Annotated in this window: 22 protein-coding genes and 1 tRNA gene; 11 read left to right on the top strand and 12 right to left on the bottom strand. The window is 35.0% G+C overall.

The genetic code is table 11. The features are described 5' to 3' along the window. The 6 genes from I2F23_RS07950 to I2F23_RS07925 form a co-directional block, all read left to right on the top strand. Positions 1-686, top strand: a 686-nt coding sequence (locus I2F23_RS07950; protein ID WP_266096416.1) for a T6SS immunity protein Tli4 family protein, incomplete at its 5' end; no start/stop codon positions are given. Then, positions 679-2,370, top strand: a complete 1,692-nt coding sequence (locus I2F23_RS07945) for an esterase/lipase family protein (protein WP_195772060.1) — start codon at positions 679-681, stop codon at positions 2,368-2,370. The genes I2F23_RS07950 and I2F23_RS07945, both read left to right, overlap by 8 nt. Before the next feature lie 67 nt (positions 2,371-2,437). Beyond that, positions 2,438-5,170 (top strand): type VI secretion system Vgr family protein, encoded by a 2,733-nt coding sequence (locus tag I2F23_RS07940; RefSeq protein ID WP_195772059.1) that lies wholly within the window; start codon positions 2,438-2,440, stop codon positions 5,168-5,170. A gap of 160 nt (positions 5,171-5,330) precedes the next feature. Continuing rightward, positions 5,331-5,588: a cupin domain-containing protein gene (locus I2F23_RS07935; protein ID WP_195772058.1), complete on the top strand. Its 258-nt coding sequence runs from the start codon at positions 5,331-5,333 to the stop codon at positions 5,586-5,588. A gap of 180 nt (positions 5,589-5,768) precedes the next feature. After that, a complete protein-coding gene (locus tag I2F23_RS07930) occupies positions 5,769-6,062 on the top strand; it encodes a putative quinol monooxygenase (RefSeq protein WP_195772057.1) in 294 nt (97 codons plus the stop codon). 9 nt (positions 6,063-6,071) lie between these two features. Next, a complete protein-coding gene (locus I2F23_RS07925) occupies positions 6,072-6,770 on the top strand; it encodes an acetolactate decarboxylase (protein WP_195772056.1) in 699 nt (232 codons plus the stop codon). 52 nt (positions 6,771-6,822) lie between these two features. Here the strand turns inward: I2F23_RS07925 and I2F23_RS07920 are convergent, their stop codons facing one another. The 7 genes from I2F23_RS07920 to I2F23_RS07890 form a co-directional block, all read right to left on the bottom strand. Next, positions 6,823-7,656, bottom strand: coding sequence for a helix-turn-helix domain-containing protein (locus I2F23_RS07920; protein WP_195772055.1), 834 nt, complete (start codon positions 7,654-7,656; stop codon positions 6,823-6,825). A 106-nt stretch (positions 7,657-7,762) separates the two neighbouring features. Next, entirely contained in the window at positions 7,763-8,047 is a 285-nt protein-coding gene (locus tag I2F23_RS07915) for a DUF1330 domain-containing protein (RefSeq protein WP_195772054.1), read from the bottom strand. A 47-nt stretch (positions 8,048-8,094) separates the two neighbouring features. After that, positions 8,095-9,282: an MFS transporter gene (locus I2F23_RS07910; protein ID WP_195772053.1), complete on the bottom strand. Its 1,188-nt coding sequence runs from the start codon at positions 9,280-9,282 to the stop codon at positions 8,095-8,097. An 85-nt stretch (positions 9,283-9,367) separates the two neighbouring features. Then, positions 9,368-10,144, bottom strand: a complete 777-nt coding sequence (locus I2F23_RS07905; RefSeq protein WP_195772052.1) for an amino acid ABC transporter ATP-binding protein — start codon at positions 10,142-10,144, stop codon at positions 9,368-9,370. Beyond that, entirely contained in the window at positions 10,141-11,028 is an 888-nt protein-coding gene (locus tag I2F23_RS07900; RefSeq protein ID WP_195772051.1) for an amino acid ABC transporter permease, read from the bottom strand. The genes I2F23_RS07905 and I2F23_RS07900 overlap by 4 nt, the downstream gene beginning before the upstream one ends. A 9-nt stretch (positions 11,029-11,037) precedes the next feature. Further along, positions 11,038-12,015 (bottom strand): ABC transporter substrate-binding protein, encoded by a 978-nt coding sequence (locus I2F23_RS07895; RefSeq protein ID WP_195772050.1) that lies wholly within the window; start codon positions 12,013-12,015, stop codon positions 11,038-11,040. 62 nt (positions 12,016-12,077) lie between these two features. Next, the gene (locus I2F23_RS07890) at positions 12,078-14,474 is read right to left on the bottom strand and encodes a TonB-dependent receptor plug domain-containing protein (protein ID WP_195772049.1); all 2,397 of its coding nucleotides are present in this window, start codon (positions 14,472-14,474) and stop codon (positions 12,078-12,080) included. A 329-nt stretch (positions 14,475-14,803) separates the two neighbouring features. Here I2F23_RS07890 and I2F23_RS07885 point away from each other — a divergent pair, with 329 nt between their 5' ends. Continuing rightward, a complete protein-coding gene (locus I2F23_RS07885) occupies positions 14,804-15,331 on the top strand; it encodes a DUF2939 domain-containing protein (RefSeq protein ID WP_195772048.1) in 528 nt (175 codons plus the stop codon). Between the two features lie 242 nt (positions 15,332-15,573). Further along, a complete protein-coding gene (locus I2F23_RS07880) occupies positions 15,574-16,482 on the top strand; it encodes a DUF5655 domain-containing protein (RefSeq protein ID WP_195772047.1) in 909 nt (302 codons plus the stop codon). Positions 16,483-16,690: 208 nt separating this feature from the next. Here the strand turns inward: I2F23_RS07880 and I2F23_RS07875 are convergent, their stop codons facing one another. Continuing rightward, positions 16,691-17,620, bottom strand: coding sequence for a DUF6662 family protein (locus I2F23_RS07875; RefSeq protein WP_211140202.1), 930 nt, complete (start codon positions 17,618-17,620; stop codon positions 16,691-16,693). A gap of 124 nt (positions 17,621-17,744) precedes the next feature. Between I2F23_RS07875 and I2F23_RS07870 the strand changes: the two genes are divergently transcribed. Genes I2F23_RS07870 through I2F23_RS07860 form a run of 3 tightly spaced genes read left to right on the top strand, consistent with a single transcriptional unit; the run spans position 17,745 to position 19,536 of the window. Beyond that, complete coding sequence (locus tag I2F23_RS07870) at positions 17,745-18,269, top strand: FMN-binding protein (RefSeq protein WP_195772046.1); 525 nt, start codon at positions 17,745-17,747, stop codon at positions 18,267-18,269. Next, positions 18,260-19,102 carry an FAD:protein FMN transferase gene (locus tag I2F23_RS07865; RefSeq protein WP_323127189.1) on the top strand — a complete coding sequence of 281 codons (843 nt, stop codon included), beginning with the start codon at positions 18,260-18,262 and terminating at the stop codon, positions 19,100-19,102. The genes I2F23_RS07870 and I2F23_RS07865 overlap by 10 nt, the downstream gene beginning before the upstream one ends. An 8-nt stretch (positions 19,103-19,110) precedes the next feature. Continuing rightward, on the top strand, positions 19,111-19,536 hold the full coding sequence (locus I2F23_RS07860) for a hypothetical protein (protein ID WP_195772044.1): 426 nt from the start codon (positions 19,111-19,113) through the stop codon (positions 19,534-19,536). Between the two features lie 294 nt (positions 19,537-19,830). Here the strand turns inward: I2F23_RS07860 and I2F23_RS07855 are convergent. The 4 genes from I2F23_RS07855 to I2F23_RS07840 all read right to left on the bottom strand — a co-directional run bounded on the left by I2F23_RS07855 (position 19,831) and on the right by I2F23_RS07840 (position 21,338). Next, a tRNA-Ile gene (locus I2F23_RS07855) sits at positions 19,831-19,907 on the bottom strand. Between the two features lie 150 nt (positions 19,908-20,057). Further along, positions 20,058-20,255, bottom strand: a complete 198-nt coding sequence (locus I2F23_RS07850; RefSeq protein WP_195772043.1) for a hypothetical protein — start codon at positions 20,253-20,255, stop codon at positions 20,058-20,060. 224 nt (positions 20,256-20,479) lie between these two features. Next, on the bottom strand, positions 20,480-20,737 hold the full coding sequence (locus I2F23_RS07845) for a hypothetical protein (RefSeq protein ID WP_195772042.1): 258 nt from the start codon (positions 20,735-20,737) through the stop codon (positions 20,480-20,482). Next, positions 20,724-21,338 (bottom strand): hypothetical protein, encoded by a 615-nt coding sequence (locus I2F23_RS07840; RefSeq protein WP_195772041.1) that lies wholly within the window; start codon positions 21,336-21,338, stop codon positions 20,724-20,726. Before I2F23_RS07840 ends, I2F23_RS07845 begins: the two co-directional genes overlap by 14 nt. Positions 21,339-21,514: the final 176 nt, after the last annotated feature.

Genomic DNA, 21,514 nt, shown 5'->3' with positions numbered 1-21,514 from the left:
ATGATATTGAAGCCTATATGTATATTAAACCTGGAACAATGCTGGTTCTTAAAAGTGGGGCAAGTACAAACCTACTAAGTCGTGTCTTAGATCACTTAGACTATAACCTCAGAAATACTCACCCACGTACTGCCGAAAATCGCAACCAACCTGGATACTGTTGGGGAGACTTCTTTATTTTCGATGATATGACCTTAAACCATGTTTGGGGAGGTAGCCATCTTTATTTACGATTTCCAAGCTATCCACGAGTAGATATTACATTAGAGCATCGTGTTCGACTCGAATCAGATGAGCCCATCATTCAACTTGTTAAAAAACGTACTGCCCAAATGCCTCTTCTTTTTAGTGCATTAATAAAAGTCAATCCCCTAAGAGAAGAGAAAAAAACTATTCATGGCTTTGCGGGTGAAGAGCTTATTCAACATCTTTCTACACGTGGATACTTTGAACGTGGCTACGAACTCGGTACTTGGCAATATTTAGGTGACCTACAGAATAATAATGACCCATTCATTAAATTAGAACTTAAGAGTGCCTTAGACCGTGAAGGTGCACCATCCGATGAACATTTAAACTCGACTGTCAGTCAAAAATCGGTACTACGCTTGTACGATTTTATTCGCGATAGTATTCGACTCTCTGAACCTAACCAAAAACGTCTACAGGAGCCTACTCATGAGTGAGAGTACAATTCGTGCATCTTCGGTAACCAGTCCAAGTTGTAATAAGCTTGGTACACCTGTAGAAATACAAAACCCAGACACCATACCTATTATTTTTATACCTGGCATTATGGGTTCTAATGTCCGAACAAAAAAGACAAAAAATTCTGTATGGAAACTTGGAAATCTTCTAGGACAGTTTTCTAAACTGGCTGATCAGTGTCTAAAAACACCTGCTCAGCTAGAAACCGAGCTTAATCCACTCACGACTGAAGTAGACCCCTCTCAAAGTATTAAAGTTACATCTAAACTCAAACTAACTGAAAAAGCGTTAAGAAAACGTGGTTGGGGAACCGTAGATTCAGGGAGTTACGGAGATATTTTAACCTACTTACAAGATAAATTAAATGATATATACTTGGAAGAAAGAGACTCTGTTTCTGCAAAATACGGGAGACTTAACTCATTTACTGAAGTTTCAGAATGGAGTCATTTATTAAACACTGACGAGGTGAAAAATTGGGGAGCAGCTTCTTCTTTGCAACCTATAACTGCTTCAGAAATTGAACATTTAAAAAAATTTCATTTCCCCGTATATGCCAAAGGCTATAACTGGCTACAATCGAATGAAGATGGCGCACAAAACATTGCAAAAGAACTCGATAAAATTAAAAAAGAATGGGGAGATAAATTTCATAAATTTATTATTGTCACGCACTCTATGGGTGGCCTACTTACCCGTCGCTTGGTACAACTCAGAGAGGCAGATATTGCAGGTGTAGTACATGGCGTTATGCCTGCAGAAGGAGCTTCTTTAGCATATAGACGTATAGTTTCGGGGTGTGGTGATGCTGGATTGATCCCCTCTATTGTCATGGGTCCCCATACCGAACACACCACAGCAGTGATTGCTAACTCGCCAGGTAGCTTAGAGCTACTACCTACCCCACGCTACAACCAAGGTAAGCCTTGGCTATTTTTAAAAGGTAAAGACAGCAACCAAAACAATTATACGGTTACCCTACCTAAACAAGACCCATATAGCGAAATTTATAAGTCAGATCGGGTATGGTGGGAAATGGTTAAAGAAGACTTCATTGACCCTGCAAAGATTGTAAAGCTTGAAGTAGGGCAACAGTTAAAAGATATTTATTTTAGAAAAATTGACTTGGTTAAGGGATTTCATACAAAAATCGCAGACCACTACCATCCATGTAGTTATGTTCACTATGGCCACGACAAAAAAAACAAAAGTTTTGAATGCTTAACTTGGACACTGAGCCAACCCGTAAAAGGCTTAAATGAAATGCAGTTGCAATATTTACCCCCTGCTAACGCACAACAGCATGCAACAAATCTTAATAAAAAATCCGAAGCAATTTTAGATAGCTTTGAGCAACACAAAAAACTTCCAAGTCTAACTGATATTGATGTTGGTAAAGAGAACGATGGTACACGTTACATTGCGCTGAGTAATGGCGAGCTGGCTCACTTTTCTATTTCCTCTTCCGACTCTTTTGGCGACGGCACCGTACCGCACGTATCTGCCAATGCACCACAAGGTAAAAAAGGCGTACAACAGGTATTTCGTATAGAAGGTTTCGACCATCAACATTCTTATAACAACACACACGTTCGACGCTCGGTTCTCTACTCTATTGTTAAAATTATTCATACAAACAATATTCAGCCGAAGCATCGATAATTCCTTACTGCTTTTAGTTAGTTATGTATATGCCATATCTTATTTTATGTAAATATAGGTCACAGTCATGTTAGATCCAGATACTATTTTCAATACCTTAGACAAACTTGGGTTTGGTATTCAAAATCATGCGATCCGAATTCAATTTTCAGATATTGAACTCAATGCTCAAGTCATGTTGCAACGTATTCATGGTCAGCATCGTATTAACAGTGGTTTGTCTGCCGAATTAATTTGTTTATCTAAAAATCCATTTCTATCTTTAAAACAATTTATTGGTTGTAGGGTTGCTGTCGATCAAGTTACAGATCAAAATGAGCTTATAAGAACTACTGGCATTATTACAGGTGCAAGTCAGGGCAAAAGCGATGGTGGAATGGCAGTTTATCGTCTGACCTTACAAGATGCGACAAGCTTATGGCATAAAAGAAGAAATAGCCGTGTTTTTGTAAGTAAAAGTGTGCCTGAAATTATTCAAATTTTATTTAAAGAATGGCAGTCAAAAAGTACTTTGTTTGCTTCTAGCTTATTACTAGATCTAAGCGGACTAACCAAAACATATGATATCAGACCATTTGTCATGCAGTACAATGAAACAGACTATGACTTTATTACCCGTATTCTGCGAGAAGAAGCAATTTGTTGGTTGGTCGACGAAAGTAACCCTTTCGGTATAGCTTCCCGACAAATTGAAGCACAACAACTCAAATTAATTGATGAAAATAATCAATTTCAATCATTAAAAAGAAGAAATATTCGCTACCATAACAGAAGCCAAGCTACTGAAAAATTTGATTGCATTACTAGCTTTACCTCACAACGAGAATTACAGCCTACCTCAACTTATATACAACGTTGGCAGGCAGATGAGTTATTACAAGAAGATGGTAGCGGTAGTGTTTTAAGTGCGCATGTACATAGCCAACAACTCGATAATGTATCACTCAGCTTAGAACAAGCTTGGTCTATATCTCCAGCTTGGGTGTCGGATTTAAAAGGAGAAGATCAGGCAACGTCTTCAACACATAAACAAATTGAGAAAACCAATCAGCATTTTTCTCAGCTACATGAGTTGCAATCTAAGTATTTTACTGCTCATAGCAGTGTACGAGATGCACAAGTGGGCTATTGGTTTAAGTTGGAAAATCATCCTGAATTAAATTGGCAACATGGCGAACACGATAAAGAGTTTCTAATTTTAAATAAAAAATTCTATAACCAAAATAATTTACCTACCGATATTCAAGATCAATTAGATCACTTATTAAAACTTAGTCATTGGCATATCACGAAAGACCGCCAAGAAGAGCGCCAGTTTAGCGAATTAACAGTCATTCGACGCCACATTCCTGTAGTTCCTGAATATAATCCTCTGGTTCATCGCCCTACTGCTCATATACAGCGTGCAATTGTGGTTGGAACTGACAATGAAGAAATTTATGTAGATGAATGGGGTCGTATTAAAGTACGTTTCTTATTTACACGTCCTGAAGATCATGCACATGATGGAGGTGCAGGTTCCAATAATACCGATACTGACTCTGCGTGGGTCGATGTACTCACACCTTGGGCAGGTGAAGGTCATGGTGTGCGTTTCCTTCCTCGTAAAGGAGAAATCGTAGCTATAGATTTTTTTGAAGGAAACATTGATCGTCCATTTGTTATTGGACGTTTACATGAGGCACATCGCTCCCCTACCCAGTTTGACACTATAGGAAAACTTCCCGATACGAAAAAACTTAGCGGTATACGTTCAAAAGAGGTTTTAGGTCAAGGATTTAACCAACTTAGATTTGACGACACGACTGGGCAAATTAGTGCACAAATTCAAAGTAGCCATAATACTTCTCAATTAAACTTAGGCCATTTAAGTCATCCTAAAGAAAATTCGGAAAGTGAAAGTCGTGGTGATGGTTTTGAACTTCGTACAGATGCTTGGGGGGCGATTCGTGCATCTAAAGGAATGCTATTTACCACTGAAGGAGATGGGCAAGCCTTAGGTGCACAACTATCTAGAGATAAAATCAAAAAAAATATTGAGTTCCATACAAAATTTGATGAACATTTTAAAGAGTTAGCAAAAGCTCACGATATTGATGAACCAGATTTAGAAACACAAACACAATTAAATGAAAAATTAAATCAATATGACAAAAATACTGAAGGGTTAATGGCACTGCATAGTGAGTCAGGTATTCTTATTGATAGTCAACAAGGTACATTTGTATCTTCTAAGAAAAATATTGATATGAGTACACCTGAAAATTTACAGTTTTTTACTGGTAAAAATTGGGTTGCAAAAGCACTAAATAAAATTAGTATTTTTGCAAAACATGCGGGTATAAAAATCAAATCTGGTGAGGGTGATATTGATATAAGCTCACAAAAATCGAACATGAACCTATCCTCCAAAAGAAAAATGCATATTTATGCATTAGAAGATCTACTACGTATCGAAAGTGGGAAAGGGATTCTTATTAATGCTCAAGATGCTTACATCAAAATAGAAGGTGGAAATATTGAAATAGGTTGTCCAGGTACACTCGAGCTTAAAGGAGGACAAGTTAAAGTTACTCATGGAAGTACACTATCGAGTCAACTACCTAAAATGCCTGAACATAAAGCTAGCTATGACGAGCATTTTATATTGCATTATCCAGATGGTACACCTGCAAAGAATATTAAATATAGAATGACTAGTGCAGATGGTCAGGTTCATGAAGGCATTTCTGATGAAAGTGGCAAAACAAATATTTATACAAAAGACGCAATGACAGCAATTCATTTAGAAATTTTATAAGTTATTTATACACTCAACTACTCACTTAAATATAATATTTAAGTGAGTATAATTTAAAAAACCAGCTGTATTTTTTAATTATACGAGTTCGTATTTTTACAATAAATAAAAATAATTACCCATTATAGTCTAAGCATGTTCTCTTTTGAGTTTATACCAAATGAAAAAAATTATGCTTGCTCTAGGTACATATACTGTACTATTCAGCGTGCCTTTATATGCTCATTTTGAGCAAACACAACCAGCTAAAGTAGATGTTCCTTTAAAAACTCAGCACTCTTGGGATCGTAAACCATATATCAAATATCCAAATGGATTTCCAGAATTATCCGTTCTTCATTTTAAGTTAAAACCGAACTCAATACTGCCTTTACATCATGATCCATATCCAAATGCAGGATATAACATGGAACTCTAACTATTCAAGATAAAGATGGACATAAAAAAGGAGAGGCTTTTGTTGAGTCAGTCCATCATATACATAGAGGTATTACAGGAGCGATAGGTAACTCTGATTCTTATTTAGTTTGATATTCATTCTCTCCCAATATCCATCTCTGAACTTGGTAAAAAACCATATTTTTAAAGGTATATTTATATGAGTAACATTTATATTATTGCGACAATGCATTTTTTGGATATAAATAAAGATGAATTACATCGCGAGCTTTCATCTATTGTTGAGTTGTCACGTGCAGAATCAGGAAATATCCGATACGATCTACACCAAGACCAATTAAATAAAAATAGTTTCGTCTTTTATGAAATATGGGAAGATGAAACAACATTGAATACACATAAAACATCTCAGCACTTTCAAGATTTTTTCGCTTTTGTTAATAAACATGCAACAGATGTCACTATAAAAAACCTTTCATTATTTGAACTATAGGAAATAAAAATGTCTAAAATCTATCAGTTTTCAACCATCGGTGCACTTATGTCTGGGTATTTTTCACCAGATCAAGATATATATAAAGTATGCTCATGTTCAAGTATTGGCTTAGGTTGCTCTGAAAATTTAAATGCAGAAATGACAATCCTGAACGGTACACCCTATACAGCAACAGCAGAAGAGGCACTTAAAACACCTGAAGCCCCTCTAGAAGTACCCTTTTATCAGGTTACAAGCTTTGATCATTTTCAGGAATATCATATTGGCGAGGCATCAACAAAAAATCTCGAACAATTTGTTCAAGCAGTAATACCATTAAATAATAATTTTATTGCACTACGTATTAAAGCGACATTTCATGAGCTTACACTCAGACGACCTTACGCATCCTCTGAAACAAGAAGTGTTCAAGAGGTTTCAGATCATCAGGAAGTTTCAACTTACAAAGAAATTCAAGGTCATCTTGTTGGATTTTGGACACCTGAAATGTTTGGAAGAATTTCTGTACCAGGTTTTCACTTACATTTTTTAAGTGAAGACAAATCTGTGAGTGGGCATGTTCTAGACTACTATTTTTCCTCTGCTCTTTTACAATGCGAAGAAAAAAATGTAATAGAAATTACCCATCCAAAAACATCAGCATTTAAGAACCTTAATATAGATATTGAAGGCTTGGATGAAGTTATTCGTAAAGTTGAACAATAAAAAATTCTGCCTATATCCATCACCTTTATAGGTATGGTATAGGTAGTTTAACTTAATTTTTATCATCTAAAGTTGAAGCAATACGATTATAAAAATGAGAGCTTGTTTTATTTTTTAATAAGAATTTTTTCGGTGACATTTCTGTAAAATAAGAAAACTCTTTAATAAAATGGGCTTGATCATAATAATGGTTTAAATGATCTTGATTAGAAAATGAGATTGTATTGTGCGTTAATACTTGCTTCATCGCATGCTCAAATCGAATAAGACGTTTTACTTCAACAAGGCTCAGTCCTGTTACTAATTTTACTGTTTTCTGCAAGTGTCTTTGACTGTATCCAATATCTTGAGCTATTTCCTTTAGTGAAACACTTTCCATGCCATAGTAAACTCTATTTAAGAACTCATTGGTCAAGCTCAATTTATTAGTTACTGGTCGATACTGATACCGTAAACGATTTAATAAGAAGTCCTCTATATACATTACTTTATTATAAAGATGCTGTGTTTGAATAATATTTTCTCTTAGTTGCGTTATGGCATCCCCCCATAAATCATAAGGGTTTACAATCGTTTCATAATCTGCTTCAAAATCTTTTATAAATGTATTAATACTTCCAAGCCGAAAACGTATAGATATAAAACTGACAGGTTCATCTAAACAAAAATGTATAGGTGCATATCTTGGTCTAATTAACACACTATCTACATAATGAACATTATTTGGTCTGGACGCATCATAAACGGCTATTTTCTTGTTAAATATAAAAATTTCAGAACCTGATCCAGGAGGCAATACTGGCATAGCATCGATATTAATCCAGTACCAATATTTACTAATATATTGTTTAAGGGCAATAGAAGGATAAAAGAAATGAGGCACCATATTTTAGCTCATATGACATACGTGCTACGCTTTCAACAGCTGATACTTATAGATAGGATCGCTATATACATCGATTAAAACGTATATAGCGAATTAAACTGAATATTTAAAGTGACTCAAGTAAGGTAACCATTACCTCACCTGCACCCTCTCTTACGGCTTTTGCTTTTTGGTATTCTTCAGACAAGTAGCATGCTTTTGCTGCATCTAAACTTTCAAATTCAATCACAACGTGTTGTTGAAATGCTTGCCCTTCTAAGCTCTCTGAAGCACCACCACACACAAGTAACTTGCCACCATACTGCTGAATAACTTTAGGTGCAATTTCCATATAACGTGTAAACTTTTCTGCATCTTTTACATTAACGTGTGCGATCCAATATCCAGCCATATCATATTCCCCACTTTGAAAAAGTTATTCACTTATATTAGCAGAAATTAAGTAAGCTGCTCATTTTTTCTCTTTTGAACCTTTAAAGCAATAAAAAACATGAGTAAACCACCTAAACTTAGACAAATTCCCACACCAAATGGTGAGAGCCAGCCTAGGTTATGTTCTAGAACCAAACCACCTAAAAAAGCACCTGATGCATTGGCAAAATTAAAGGCAGAATGATTTAAAGAAGCTGCCAAAGATTGTGCATTCCCTGCAACATCCATTAATCTGGTCTGCAACGGCGCAGCTAAACCCATAACTGTAATACCAATAAAAAATAGAGCAATGACGGCGGTATACACATTACTCATCATAAAGAAAGCCAGTACAAAAGCGAGAGTCGAACAAACCAAAATACCAGTAATTGCTTTGGTATTGTTTTTATCGGCAAAATAACCTGCGATAAAATTACTACATACCATTCCAACGCCCCAGATCGCCAATACAATTGGAATCATTTCCGTTTTTAAATGAGTATAATGTGTAAGTATTGGAGATACATAACTATAGACTGCAAATATTCCACCAAAACCGATAGCTGCAACTGCAAGTGTGAGCCACATATCTACATTTTTAAAACCTTTTAATTCTTGTCGGATACTGGCTTCATTATGAGTTGGAACATGTGGAACACATAAAATAATAGCGATTACAGTTAATAAAGCAATTGTTGCAGAAAAGCCAAATCCTGCATGCCATCCAAAATTTTGGCCAATCCACGTGGCAAGTGGTACACCTAAGACATTTGCAACAGTTAAACCTAACATCATACGAGCAACTGCAGTTGCCCTTCTTTTAGGACCTGCTAATTCTGCTGCAACCAAAGAGGCAATACCAAAATATGCACCATGGGGTAAACCAGCAACAAATCTGGAAAACAAAATTGCTTCATAACTTTGTGCAAATGCTGTTATAGAGTTGGCAACCCCATAAAATAAAATGAGTCCTAATAAAAAGGCTTTGCGTGGTACTCTAGCACCGAGTATCGCAAATACTGGGGCACCGAATAAAACACCAAGTGCGTAAGCACTGATAAAATGTCCTGCAACAGGCACTGAAATACTTAGGCTATTTGCAATTTCTTGAATAAGCCCCATCGCAAGAAATTCGGTTGTTCCTATACAAAAACCGCCTAATGCTAATGCCAACAATACAAGAAACATCGAATATGGTTTGGTATGATCACCCATTATTTTTCCTAGATTTATTCTAATAGAAATAAATCATACTAAAAATAATAGAACAAAATAAGGGATGATCAACGCTAGAACTGATTTAGATGACTTTAGATAGAAAGCTTTGAGTTCTCACATGTGTTGGATGATTTAATACTTGTTCTGCTGTGCCTGATTCGATAATTTCACCTTTATCCATAAAAACTACATGATCGGCCACTTCTTTTGCAAAGCCAATTTCATGAGTGACCACAACCATAGTCTTACCAAGTTGAGCCAATTTTTGAATAACACTGAGTACCTCACCTACAAGTTCAGGATCGAGTGCCGACGTAGGTTCATCGAATAAAATAACTTTGGGGTCTAAGGCAAGTGCACGTGCAATAGCAACGCGTTGTTGCTGACCACCCGAAAGTTGCTGAGGCCAAGCATCAATTTTTTCTAATAAGCCTACACTTTCTAAGAGCACTTTGGCTTTTTGTATAGCTTCAGATTTGGACATTTTCTTATGAGCAAGTGGTGCTTCTATAATATTTTGCAATACTGTCAAATGTGGAAAAAGATTAAAGTTCTGAAAAACATACCCTACATGAATACGTTGTAATAATACGTCTTTGTCTTTTAGCTCATACAATGCATTATTTTTAAGTCTATATCCAATAAATGCATCATCAATTTTGATCAACCCCTTATCTGGCCGTTCTAAATGATTTAATGTTCTTAAAAGCGTGGTTTTTCCAGAACCTGAAGGGCCTAAAATTACAGTCACTGAACCTGCTGGAATTTCAAGGCTCACTTCTTTTAGTGCATAATCTGAACCATATTTTTTTGAAACATCTTGAATAGAAATATGACCTAATTTTTGATGGCGACTCATGATGCTTTACCCCACCCCAACATCGATTTTAGTGATTTTTTTTCTTTACGCTGATTACGTGATAACTTCGATTCTATAAAATATTGTACGACAGAAAAAACACTGGTAATAATGGTATACCACACTGCTGCAACCATAAGTAAAGGAATAATTTGTTGATTGCGGTTATATACCATTTGAACTGTATAAAATAATTCTGGCATGGCTAAAACATAAACAATTGCTGTCCCCTTAGACAAACTAATACATTCATTTACCAATGCAGGTAAAATGCCGCGAATCGCTTGCGGAAAAATAATACGATATGTTTTATGCCACCAAGAAAGTCCCAAAGCTGCCGCTGCCTCGGACTGCCCTTTATCTACCGATAAAATACCACCTCGTATAATTTCGGCAGTATAAGCACTTTGCACAATCGCTAAACCAATCAGTGCTGTTGTAAACTGATCTAAAGCATTCACAGTTTTATAACTGGCAAAAACCACTTCGGTAAACGGAATCGCTATGGCTATACGTTCATAAAGATATGAAAAATTATATAAAATAATAAGTACTACCAATAATGGAACCGAGCGAAATAACCAAATATAAGACCATGCCACCCCTCTGACTAACCAAGATGTAGACAATCGCATCATGGCCAAAATACCACCTAAAAAGAAGCTTAAAAACATTGCGGAAAACGTAAGTTTTAATGTCAGATATAAACCATTTATGACGGCTGGATCGAAGAACCATAATCGAAAAACTGACCATTCCCATTTGTCATTAAAAAATACCGACTCCAAAATAATTAAAATAAAAAGAATAGAAATCGCACTACCTACATAACGTAACGGATATTTTGCTTTTATTATTTTATAAGATGAAAACGCTTTAGCCATGTAAATACTCTACTCACCAAATCCTTGTGGATTAATTTCAGAATGTTGTAATGCTTCGTCACCCAATCCCCAACGACTGAGAACTTCATGCATTTTTCCATTTTGGATATCGCCATTAATGGCCTTTTGTATTGCCTCAGAGAGCCCTGAATTTTTCTTTAATGTCACCGCAATATCTGCTGTTTTAGGCCATCCGCCATTCAAATATCCCACACGCTTTATTTTTGCACCATTTTCCATTCGCCATGTTCCAGAAGGATTTGGTACAAAGTAAACATCTGCTCTACCTGCTTCTAATGCTAAAATTGCCATGGCTTTATCTTCAAAATAAACAGGCACTGTTTCAGCTAATCCTGCTTTTTTATTTTCATCCATCCAACTTAATAATATTTTTTCTTGGTTCGTTCCAGCACCAACAATAACTCTTTGCCCTGCAACGTCCTTAGCTGTTTCAATTTTTTGAATAGGGCTGTCTACAGACACAAAAAGCCCTAGACTATCTTTTCGATATGTCACAAAATCAAATCGTGCCTTACGTGCTTTACTCACAGAAATATTAATGAGTGCAGCATCATATTTACCCGAATCAATGCCAAGTGGCCAATCCTCCCAAGAGGTTGGAATCAGCTTGAGTTTCAAACCCAAACTGTCTGCAATTAGACGTGCGACATCAACCTCTATACCAATTGGTGTTTTATTATCTAATGCAAGCGTAGTAATGGGAGGTGAATTGCCAGAGATAATAGCAACTGTAAAAAAGCCATCATTGACAAAAGGGTGATGACTTGGAATCGCTTGAATCGCATCTTTATTGGGTAAGGTATGAATAGGGATGGTATTTCTTGCAAGTAACTCACGCATATGAATAGGCATGGTTTTTATGGTTGCTTCTGAAATAGAACTTGAGGTCGACTGCTCACATCCTATTAACATACTTATGCATATAGCCATAGATGCACAAGCCAAAAGCTTTGTTTTAAGTCGCACAGCATTATCCTTATTGTATTTGATGCAATAGGTATATATTGCATCAAACATCTTTCTTATAGTTACCAATGATATGTAATACGAGTGTAATAAAACGCGCCATTGGCACCAAATGGAGAGAATAAGCTATATTGAATACTACCCCCTGTAGAACCTGCAGTCGTCACATCTTTGTCTGGATATACATTGGTAATATTGTCACCACCTAGCTCAAACTTCCAGTTGTCATATTTATAAGACAGCGCTAAATCTAGCAACCATTTCGCACTATACTTTTGGTCAAATGCAGGCCCGCTATTGCTATACGTCTTAAAACTACCATAACGCGTTACATTGGCATTAATTCCCCAATTGCCAATTGTATAGTCGTTCGTAATCGTTAATTTATGTTTTGGCGTACTTGCAGCTAAAATACCATACTGTTCACGGCGATCAATTCTGTTCAGGTTAACATTAAGCGCATTTAATATAGCTGGATTTGCTCTGACCTTAGTAACCTTGTTTTCATTGTAATTATACGCCACAGATGTATTTAAATGACCGTAAGGTAAATCGTTCCAAGCATAGTTTGCAACAAGATCTATCCCTTTAGTACGTGTATCTGCGGCGTTATTAAAGAATCTCACAGTACTAAAATTAATATCCGTAATGCCGTTTTGTGCTAAATATGAACGTACCGTACTACTACTCGCATCTAAATTCGATGAAAGACTAATACGATTTTTAATATCAATTAGATAAGCGTCTAATGTTAAATAAAAATTATCTGTCGGTGTTAAGACTATACCAAGACTATAGTCACGCGATGTTTCTGGTTTTAAATCTTCAGCACCCAAAAGGCGTGCAACTTTAGAATCTGTAGGGAATGTTCCAGCTTCTACGACACTTTCATTAATTAACTGAGATGAGGTTTGTGCGTAATGAGTTTGGGCTAAACTTGGTACACGGAAGCCTGTAGAAACACTTCCTCTAAAAGCAACTGCGGGACTTTGCGCATATCTTAAAGACAAAGAACCATTATTTGTACTGCCAAAGTCATTATAATATTCATAGCGGTATGCTGCAGAACCTGACAGTTTTTCCGTAATATTCGCTTCTAAATCTGCATAAGCAGCGTAACTATCTCGAGACCATTGCCCTGCATCTGCATCTCTAAAACCTGCTAAACCTGAAGAACCTGTTTTATAATAAGAAAGTGGTTCACCTGCTTTAATTTGATAGTTCTGATTTAAATACTGTAATCCAGTCGAAAATGTTAATGGACCATCTAAGAAGTCTATATTAAAGTCTCTAGATAAATCAAAATTTAGCGCAGTCTGATCATTAATAAGCGTACCATTATAAAAGCGTGTTGGTATGTAACCAAAATCTTTATAGGCACTTACATTAATGGTATCTGTATCTACCGTATATTTATTACGGCCAAAATTAATAGATGCATCATAACGCCAATCTGCAAGATTGCCTTTAATTCCTGCGACAGCTGCAAGATCTTCAGATACGCCTAAAATTAAAGGTAAATAACCATTTGGATAAATTTTACTGACATTATTGGTGCCATTACTTAAACGATAAAATGCAGTGGACTCACCATCTTTACGACTATATGTACCAAAACCATATAAAGTTGCAGCATCTGAAATATCGTATTCACTATTAATCGCAAGTTTTACAGTATCCTGCTTAGGGTCACCATAACGAAAGGTTCGCTGTCCGTAAGTCGTAGATTTAACATCGCGTTTATCTAACCCTGCACGATTGGTATAGTCATCATTTTCCAATTCACCTGCAACGGTTACAAAGCCATGGTCATTTAAATTCACGCCACCCGAAACAAAACTTTGTTTTTGCGCACCATCACCTTCTGAATACTGCCCGTAACGTACTCCAGCTTCACCGTGCTTGGTATCTGTTTTTAAGATAATGTTGATTACACCTGCAATTGCATCAGAACCATAGCGTGCAGATGCGCCATCTTTTAAAACTTCAATTCGCGCTACTGCCGACATAGGAATGGCATTTAAATCGGATGGTGATGAACCACGACCAATAGCACCGCCCATATTAATAAATGCACTGGTATGACGGCGTTTACCATTTACTAAAACCAATACCTGATCAGGTGACAAACCTTTCAATTGTGCAGGACGTACAAATTCAGCACCATCAGCCACCGAAGGTCTTGGGAAGTTAATTGAAGGAATTATTTTAGCAAGTGCGGTACCTAATTCACTTGTACCTGTGCGTTGCTGCAAATCATCTGCTGTAATCACATCAATAGGTTGTGCTGACTGAGTCGCAGATCGATTTACTTTTCTCGTACCCGTAACAATAATTTTATTTAATGATTGAACTTTATTCTCAGAAGATGCATCTGTATTATTTTCTGCATGCGTAACTTGGTAAAGACTACTAGCTACCAATAATGTGAGTAACTTAACTCTAAACGTGTTTTCCATTGGTCATACATTTTTAAGATATTGTTTATTTATGTTATTAATTTTTGAAATCATGTAAATTAACTTTTAAACCTATCTATATGAAAAAAAAAGATTTAAGACAGCTTATTTATGACACATATGTAGTGTAAAAAATGATTTCCTTATATGCACTTTTCTCTTATTTTATAACGAATGATGCCTAAATTAGAATTAAAAATCTTATAATTCATTATCTTAAATTAATTTCAACTATAATAAAGTGTATAATCATATTTTAAAAGCAATCACCATAAGTTGAATCTGACTCATTCGGCTTTATGTTAATTACGACACTTGGAAAGTTTTTCATGAATAAAAAAGTTCTCGCCGTTATTTTACTTATTGCAGTATATTTTTATGCATCGCCGTATATTACGCTTCATAATATGAAAAATGCGGTAGAAGCAAACGACAGCAATAAGGTATCAACCTATATTAATTTTCCAAGCGTACGTCAAAATTTAAAAGATCAAGTGAATGCATATATTATGAAAAAAATGAGTACTTCAAACCGTACAGATGGGATGGAGCAACTTAGTAGTATGTTTGCAATGTCAATGGTTGAAAAAATCGTAGATCTTGCCATCACACCAGAAGGCATAACTTTAATGATGCAAGGAAAAAAGCCGAACACTGGATTTAATACTCCATCTCATACATCTACTTCTAATACAGCAAATTCGGTAGAAACCTATTCAACACGTTATTTGTCCTTCAATCAATTCGAAGTCAATATTAAAGCTCAAGGAAAACCAGAAACTATAAGTATCGTTTTAGAGCGAGATGGACTCAGCTGGAAAGTAGTAAAAATTAATATTCCAATGGATAATCACTAATCATAAAAGCGAAGAGGCATTTTCCTAATATGGAAAATAATGCCTCTTTTATTTCTCTATTAGACAAAAAATAAATTAAATAGATAGTTTCATTAATAATATTATGCCAGCAATCGTAAAAAACTAATATCATCTTGAAATATAAAGATATTTTCCATAAAGCACTTTAAATATACTAAACTGTGACTTCAATAAGATAAGAATCACATAAAGCTAATACTTCTATAGGCTAAGGATTACTCATGCAAATCTATCAATCACAGAATGATTTATTACTTGAATTAGATGAAGATCCTTTTAAATTAGAAAAGGAAATACAAAGTTTATTTGAAAAAAATTTAGAAAAATTTACAGACTTAAAAATGATTAAATCTGAATTCACTATAAAAAATTATCGTATAGATACATTAGCTTTTGATACTGAAAGTAACGCATTTGTAATTATTGAATATAAACGCGATCGCAACTATAGCGTGGTCGATCAAGGTGTGTCCTATCTTAATTTAATGCTAGAGTATAAAGCGGACTTTATTATAGAGTATAATGAGAGCCAGCATCACACCCTCAAAAGAACAGACATCGACTGGTCGCAAAGTAGAATTCTTTTCGTATCTCCAAGTTTTACAGACTTTCAAAAACAATCCACTAACTTTAAAGATTTAGGCATAGAACTCTGGGAGATTAAAAGATATCAAAAAGGTATTATTTCAATTCATCCATTACAGAAATCTAAATCTGCACCTTCAATAAAGCAAGTACAAAAAGCTGAATCTCACAATATTGAGAATATATCTAAACAAATTCAGAACTACGATGAAGAATATCATCTCAATAATAAATCTGAGGAAATTAAAGAACTATATGAAGCATTTCGTAATGCGATATTAAATTTATCTTCTAACTTTGAAATTAATCCTAAAAAACTCTATATTGCCTTCAAAAAGCAAAAAAAGAATATTGTATATATAGAGATATATCAAAAACTTATTCGAATTACGTTAAATGCAAAAATAACTACGTTAGATGATACAAAATATTTATTTCGTGATGTCTCCAATATTGGACATTGGGGTGTAGGAGATTATCAACTCGATGTATCAGACACTCATCACCTAGAATATATTTTAAGTTTAATCAAAGAATTACTGTAGCACCAAGCTAAAGTAAAATCCGATGTAACGATAAAGTTTCAACATCGGATCAATATCATGAATTTTTACATATCAGAACTTATAAACTAGAACTGCTCTATAAGAGGTGCATAAAAACATTTGCAGACTTTTGTTATTTTTACCTAAACTTAACGGAATTTTTGGCTAGCATAAAGGCTTTCGCTCTTACGCTAGCATAATCACTTTATTAACCGAATGGGAAACCAAATTTTACGACAAACTGGTTTTTACCATGGTTATCAGACACTTTATCGTATCCTGTACGTACAGAACAATCAGCCGTTCCATCTGCATAACATTTACCTTCTAATTGATAACGCCAGCTTGCTGTTGCCCACCATTTTTCACTGGCATAATGTACTGTCGGACCAAGAAAATGAGCTGTTTGTGTATGTGTATTCCAAAAATAACCATCATGATCGGTATGATATCGACCCTCTATACCTGCAGACCAGTTTGGTGCAAAACGATAACTCGCTCCATAAAGGATATCACCCATTGAATTTCTGATTGTTCCTGCATCATCATATTTTTCTTTTTCAGGTTCATATAAGAAATTCAGTGTAAGAATAAGACGATCATCTAAAAAGTTAGATTGTAAAAGAAGTCTCATTTCAAGTGAGTCTTCAAGTTGACCGAGCGTTGGTTCAATGTATACCCCTACACCAACAGGAGATGTTACTGGGTTTAAAATACGCCAAATTAGCTCTAGAGAGCCACCATCAATTTTAAATTTATTATAAGAATCTGAATCGTGCGCACTACTTGGCACCCCAAAACCTGCAGTACATGGTTCGCCATCTGTATGGCCTTCACACATATCTGCGTTTAAATAGTTTTTCTTTGCTTGAATAGAATAAGCATTTAGGTAACCAGCAACTTGAAGATTATCGGTTAGGCCATATTCAATTTCTGAACGATATAGACCTAAATTATATGTACCTGTTCTCTGCCCATGAGTAACATCAAAGCGTTGTTCAAACTCAAAGGTTCCTTTGGGCTGTGTGTCAAGTGTGTAAGCAAATCCGAATAAACTTTCACCTGCATGCGAGAGATGACCTACACCAAGTGCCAAACATAGAGACAATATTGTTTTTCTTACAGAATGCATGTGCATTAATTGTTGCTCTTTCGTTAATCTAAAATATAATGATTATCACTTTTCCTTAAATTATTATTAAATTTAAGAAATATTTAAGATGAAATGTTAAAAATAAAGCCTCAAAAAATAGGGGTTTATTATGAAGTGGACATCTGTTGTCGGTGCAACATTATTCGTTACACCACTTGTTTCGCATGCAACAACATACTTAACAGCCGAACAGGTAAAACAAGTTATTTTTCCTCATCAGCTACTGACACAGCAGAATATTCAACTCACGAAAGATCAAGAAAAGAAATTAAAAGAAGTATCTGGTATTACCTCACCTTTAAAAACAGATCAAATTTTTAAAACAAAAGAAGGTGATTGGTTGGTAATAGATCAGGTTTTAGGAAAGCATGAAATGATTACTTATGCCGTAGGTATTAATGCAAAAGGTGCAGTAAAACAAATTGAGATTATGGAGTACACCGAAACTTATGGTTCTCAAGTTAGAAATGCTTCTTGGCGTGAGCAATTTGTGGGTAAAACTTCAAGCTCTGCAATTACTTTAGGAAAAGATATTCAAAATATTAGTGGTGCAACCTTATCTTCTAAACATATCACCGATGGTGTTCACCGTATTATGGGACTCTATGCAATGGAGTTAAAGTCATTAAAATAGTCCGCTCTAGGCCACTTCTAGGTACATTTGTTGAAATAAAAGTAGATCAGACTTCTGACATGAGCGAAGTAGATGTACATCATATAATTAATCGAGCTTATGCAATCATTCAAGATGTCCAGAATATTATGAGTTTTCACCATGCTGAAAGTGAACTCAGTCGATTAAATTCAAATGCATATCAAAAAATTGTGACTGTTCATCCTTGGTTATATCAAGTGCTGTGTCGAGCACAAAAAATATATCAATATACCCATGGATTATTTGACTGTACCGTGGCATCTAAGCTAATGCAACTTGAATACTTACCAGTTCGTCATCGTCATATTTCTCAAGTTATAGATCAATCAGCCATGCAATTGCTACCAAATAATCAAGTCCGTTTCTTACAGCCCATAGCCATTGATCTGGGTGGGATTGCAAAAGGTTTTGCAGTAGATTTAGCAATACATTGGTTAAATCAACGTGGTATCAAAAATGCAGTGGTCAATGCAGGTGGAGACTTAAGAGTTTTAGGTCAAATGAATGAACAAATTTGTATTCGTAATCCAGATCGACCTTCTGAAGTAAAATCTATAGGTTTGTTGTCAAATGGTGCCATCGCAACATCTGCAAGTTATTTCACCGAAAAAACATGGCAAGGAAAAAAAATTTCTCATCTTATTCATCCTTTCACAGGTGAGTCAATTGTAAAAAATATAAGTTTTAGTGTCATTGCATCACAAGCATGGCTTGCAGATGCATTAACAAAAGTAGTTGCAACAAGTTTAAATACGAACCACCCTTGTTTAGCCAAATTTGGTGCACATGCTGTACTGACTGAATCATTTTAGGATCTGTTGTGAAAGTTTCTATTCGCCTACCCAAATTTCATCGAACATTTTTATATGTTATATGGTCAGTTTTAAGTATAACAGGGCTATATTTTGCCTATACACAAGACTGGAAAATGTATGATCCAACCATATGGACAACATATACTCTAAAACTACATGGTATTTCTGCAAGTCTCATGCTTATCTTAATTGGTTCATTAATTCCCATTCATATACAACTTTCTTTAGAAACGAAAAGAAATCTAAAGTCTGGTATTCCGATGTTAATTACCATGTTTATACTTGCATTTAGTGGTATTGCCCTGTATTACAGTGGTGAGTCATGGATGGCAACGGCCAAAATGCTACATATTTGGATGGGTATATTTGTAATTATATTTCTACCTATTCACATTATCATCGGTCGAAAACGCAAGAAAATAATAAAATAAAATACTTGTTTGATACCAGTTAAAAGATTACACATTGACTTCAAACTTTGATTGTTTATACCAAAAATTTTATTAATCATAGATATAATTTAAATTTAAGAACTAACCCATTTTTTCAGTGATTTTTACATCACTATCAAATTCTACTGTTGTATAACCATTAGAATTTATATGAATTGATTCACATAGTACTTACACAAGATAGACCACTTTGCAGTCCTTCAGAACAGCATAAAAACTGGAAATCTAGAGACTAAAAAACCTCATAACTCAAAAAATTACGAGGTTTAATAATGGTGGGCCCACCGTGACTCGAACACGGGACCAACGGATTATGAGTCCGCTGCTCTAACCAACTGAGCTATAGGCCCAAACGACAACTCTTTGTATTTCAAAGGATTCGTTCTGGCATGAATCTTATCTAAACCCAGTATATTTTGCAAGTAATTTTATGAACTATCCGAATATTCGGTTAAAAAATAGATACCCGTCAAATCATAAACTCATTTTATTTTATAATATCAATAACTTAATCTATTCAGAGTAGCTGTGGCATTATCAGCATTTTCTGCCATTTTTCTATATTCTGTAACGCAACTTTGGAATACGTTTGCGAGTTTATAGGTATATTCTGTTTCGGTTTGTCGATCAACAGTGCTGAGCTTTTTATTTGCTGAGGCAAGTTGCTCTGACAAGCTGTTAGCATAAGACTCAGCCATATGAGCATCACGCAAGATAATTTTGATTTTTTCATTATAGTGTGACTTACTAACTTATTCTGCACTGCACGTATGTGGGACTGTGTGTGACCAGGTGGGATAATGTGGGATGAAAGCATTGATATATAAGAGTTTGAAGAAATTAAAAAGGGTAAATTAGTGAAATACCAATTTACCCTTTATTTTGCACTAAATTTTATAATTATTTTCATATCAGTTTATTTTTACATTTCATTTTGCACCGTTAATAGTATTGGTACTCTATTCAGGAGTTTCTCAACTGTTACACCAACAATCTTATTGATATCTTGGTTTGGCCGATCTATAGAGTCTAAATTGAACTTTAGTTCAAATATCTCCTTATTCTTTAGCTTCAACTGTATTACAACATCTTTATCTTTGGCTTCAGCATCAAAAATTTCTTTAATATTTTTAGTTGTTTGCATCTCATTGATACTAAAAATATTATTATTCTCCATCATAAAAATTACCTACTAATTGTTTGATTGTTGATTGAATGACTTCATTATCAGAAGTATTACAAATATACAGTCTATATATAGATAATATAAGCTGTGCCTTAGCCTTGGACGACATTAGTTGTCGCCTTAATGCTAATGCTTCTTCAATCGTGTAAATACAATCAGACAACACCTGTATATCAATACCATCATCTTTCCTTAATCCCTCATATAAGGCACTAATAAAGCGTGCTCGCCCTTTGGGTTCCATTTCCTTATTTGCATTCTGTAATGAGCTTTCTAACGCATTAAATGCTTGTATTAGTAAGTCTTTATTTAAATTTGGCTCTTGTTCTACAGAGGTTTTTTCTTTGGGATCATTTAAGCTGTTACTTTCTTTTGTATAAGGCTCTCCCACTCCATTGTTGAGCCACTCATAATTACACCCTATACGCTCAGCCCATAGTTTTATTGTTTTAGGTAAAGGCTTTGTTCCTCTATTTTTTGCTGACTGAAATGATGATTTGTTTATTCCTCTATTCTCAGCCCAAGAGTAAGGTCTTTCTGCTCCAATTAAATAGGTCAGTCTATCCCAAAACTCTTTTGCCTCATCATTTTGCATATTTATCTCCTCAAATGCAAAATAGGTATGCAAAAATGAATACTTTTTTTGCATAAAAATAATATTAAATAACAATTAGTTATATAATTTGAATAAAATAATCTCAATTTTAGTATGCAAAAGTATTGATTTGAATACTTTTGCATACTAACATGTCGTTAGATATGGCAAACGCC

The organism is Acinetobacter pollinis, from assembly GCF_015627175.1.
Classification (GTDB): Bacteria; Pseudomonadota; Gammaproteobacteria; order Pseudomonadales; family Moraxellaceae; genus Acinetobacter; species Acinetobacter pollinis.
This window is presented reverse-complemented; position numbering and strand designations above follow the sequence as displayed.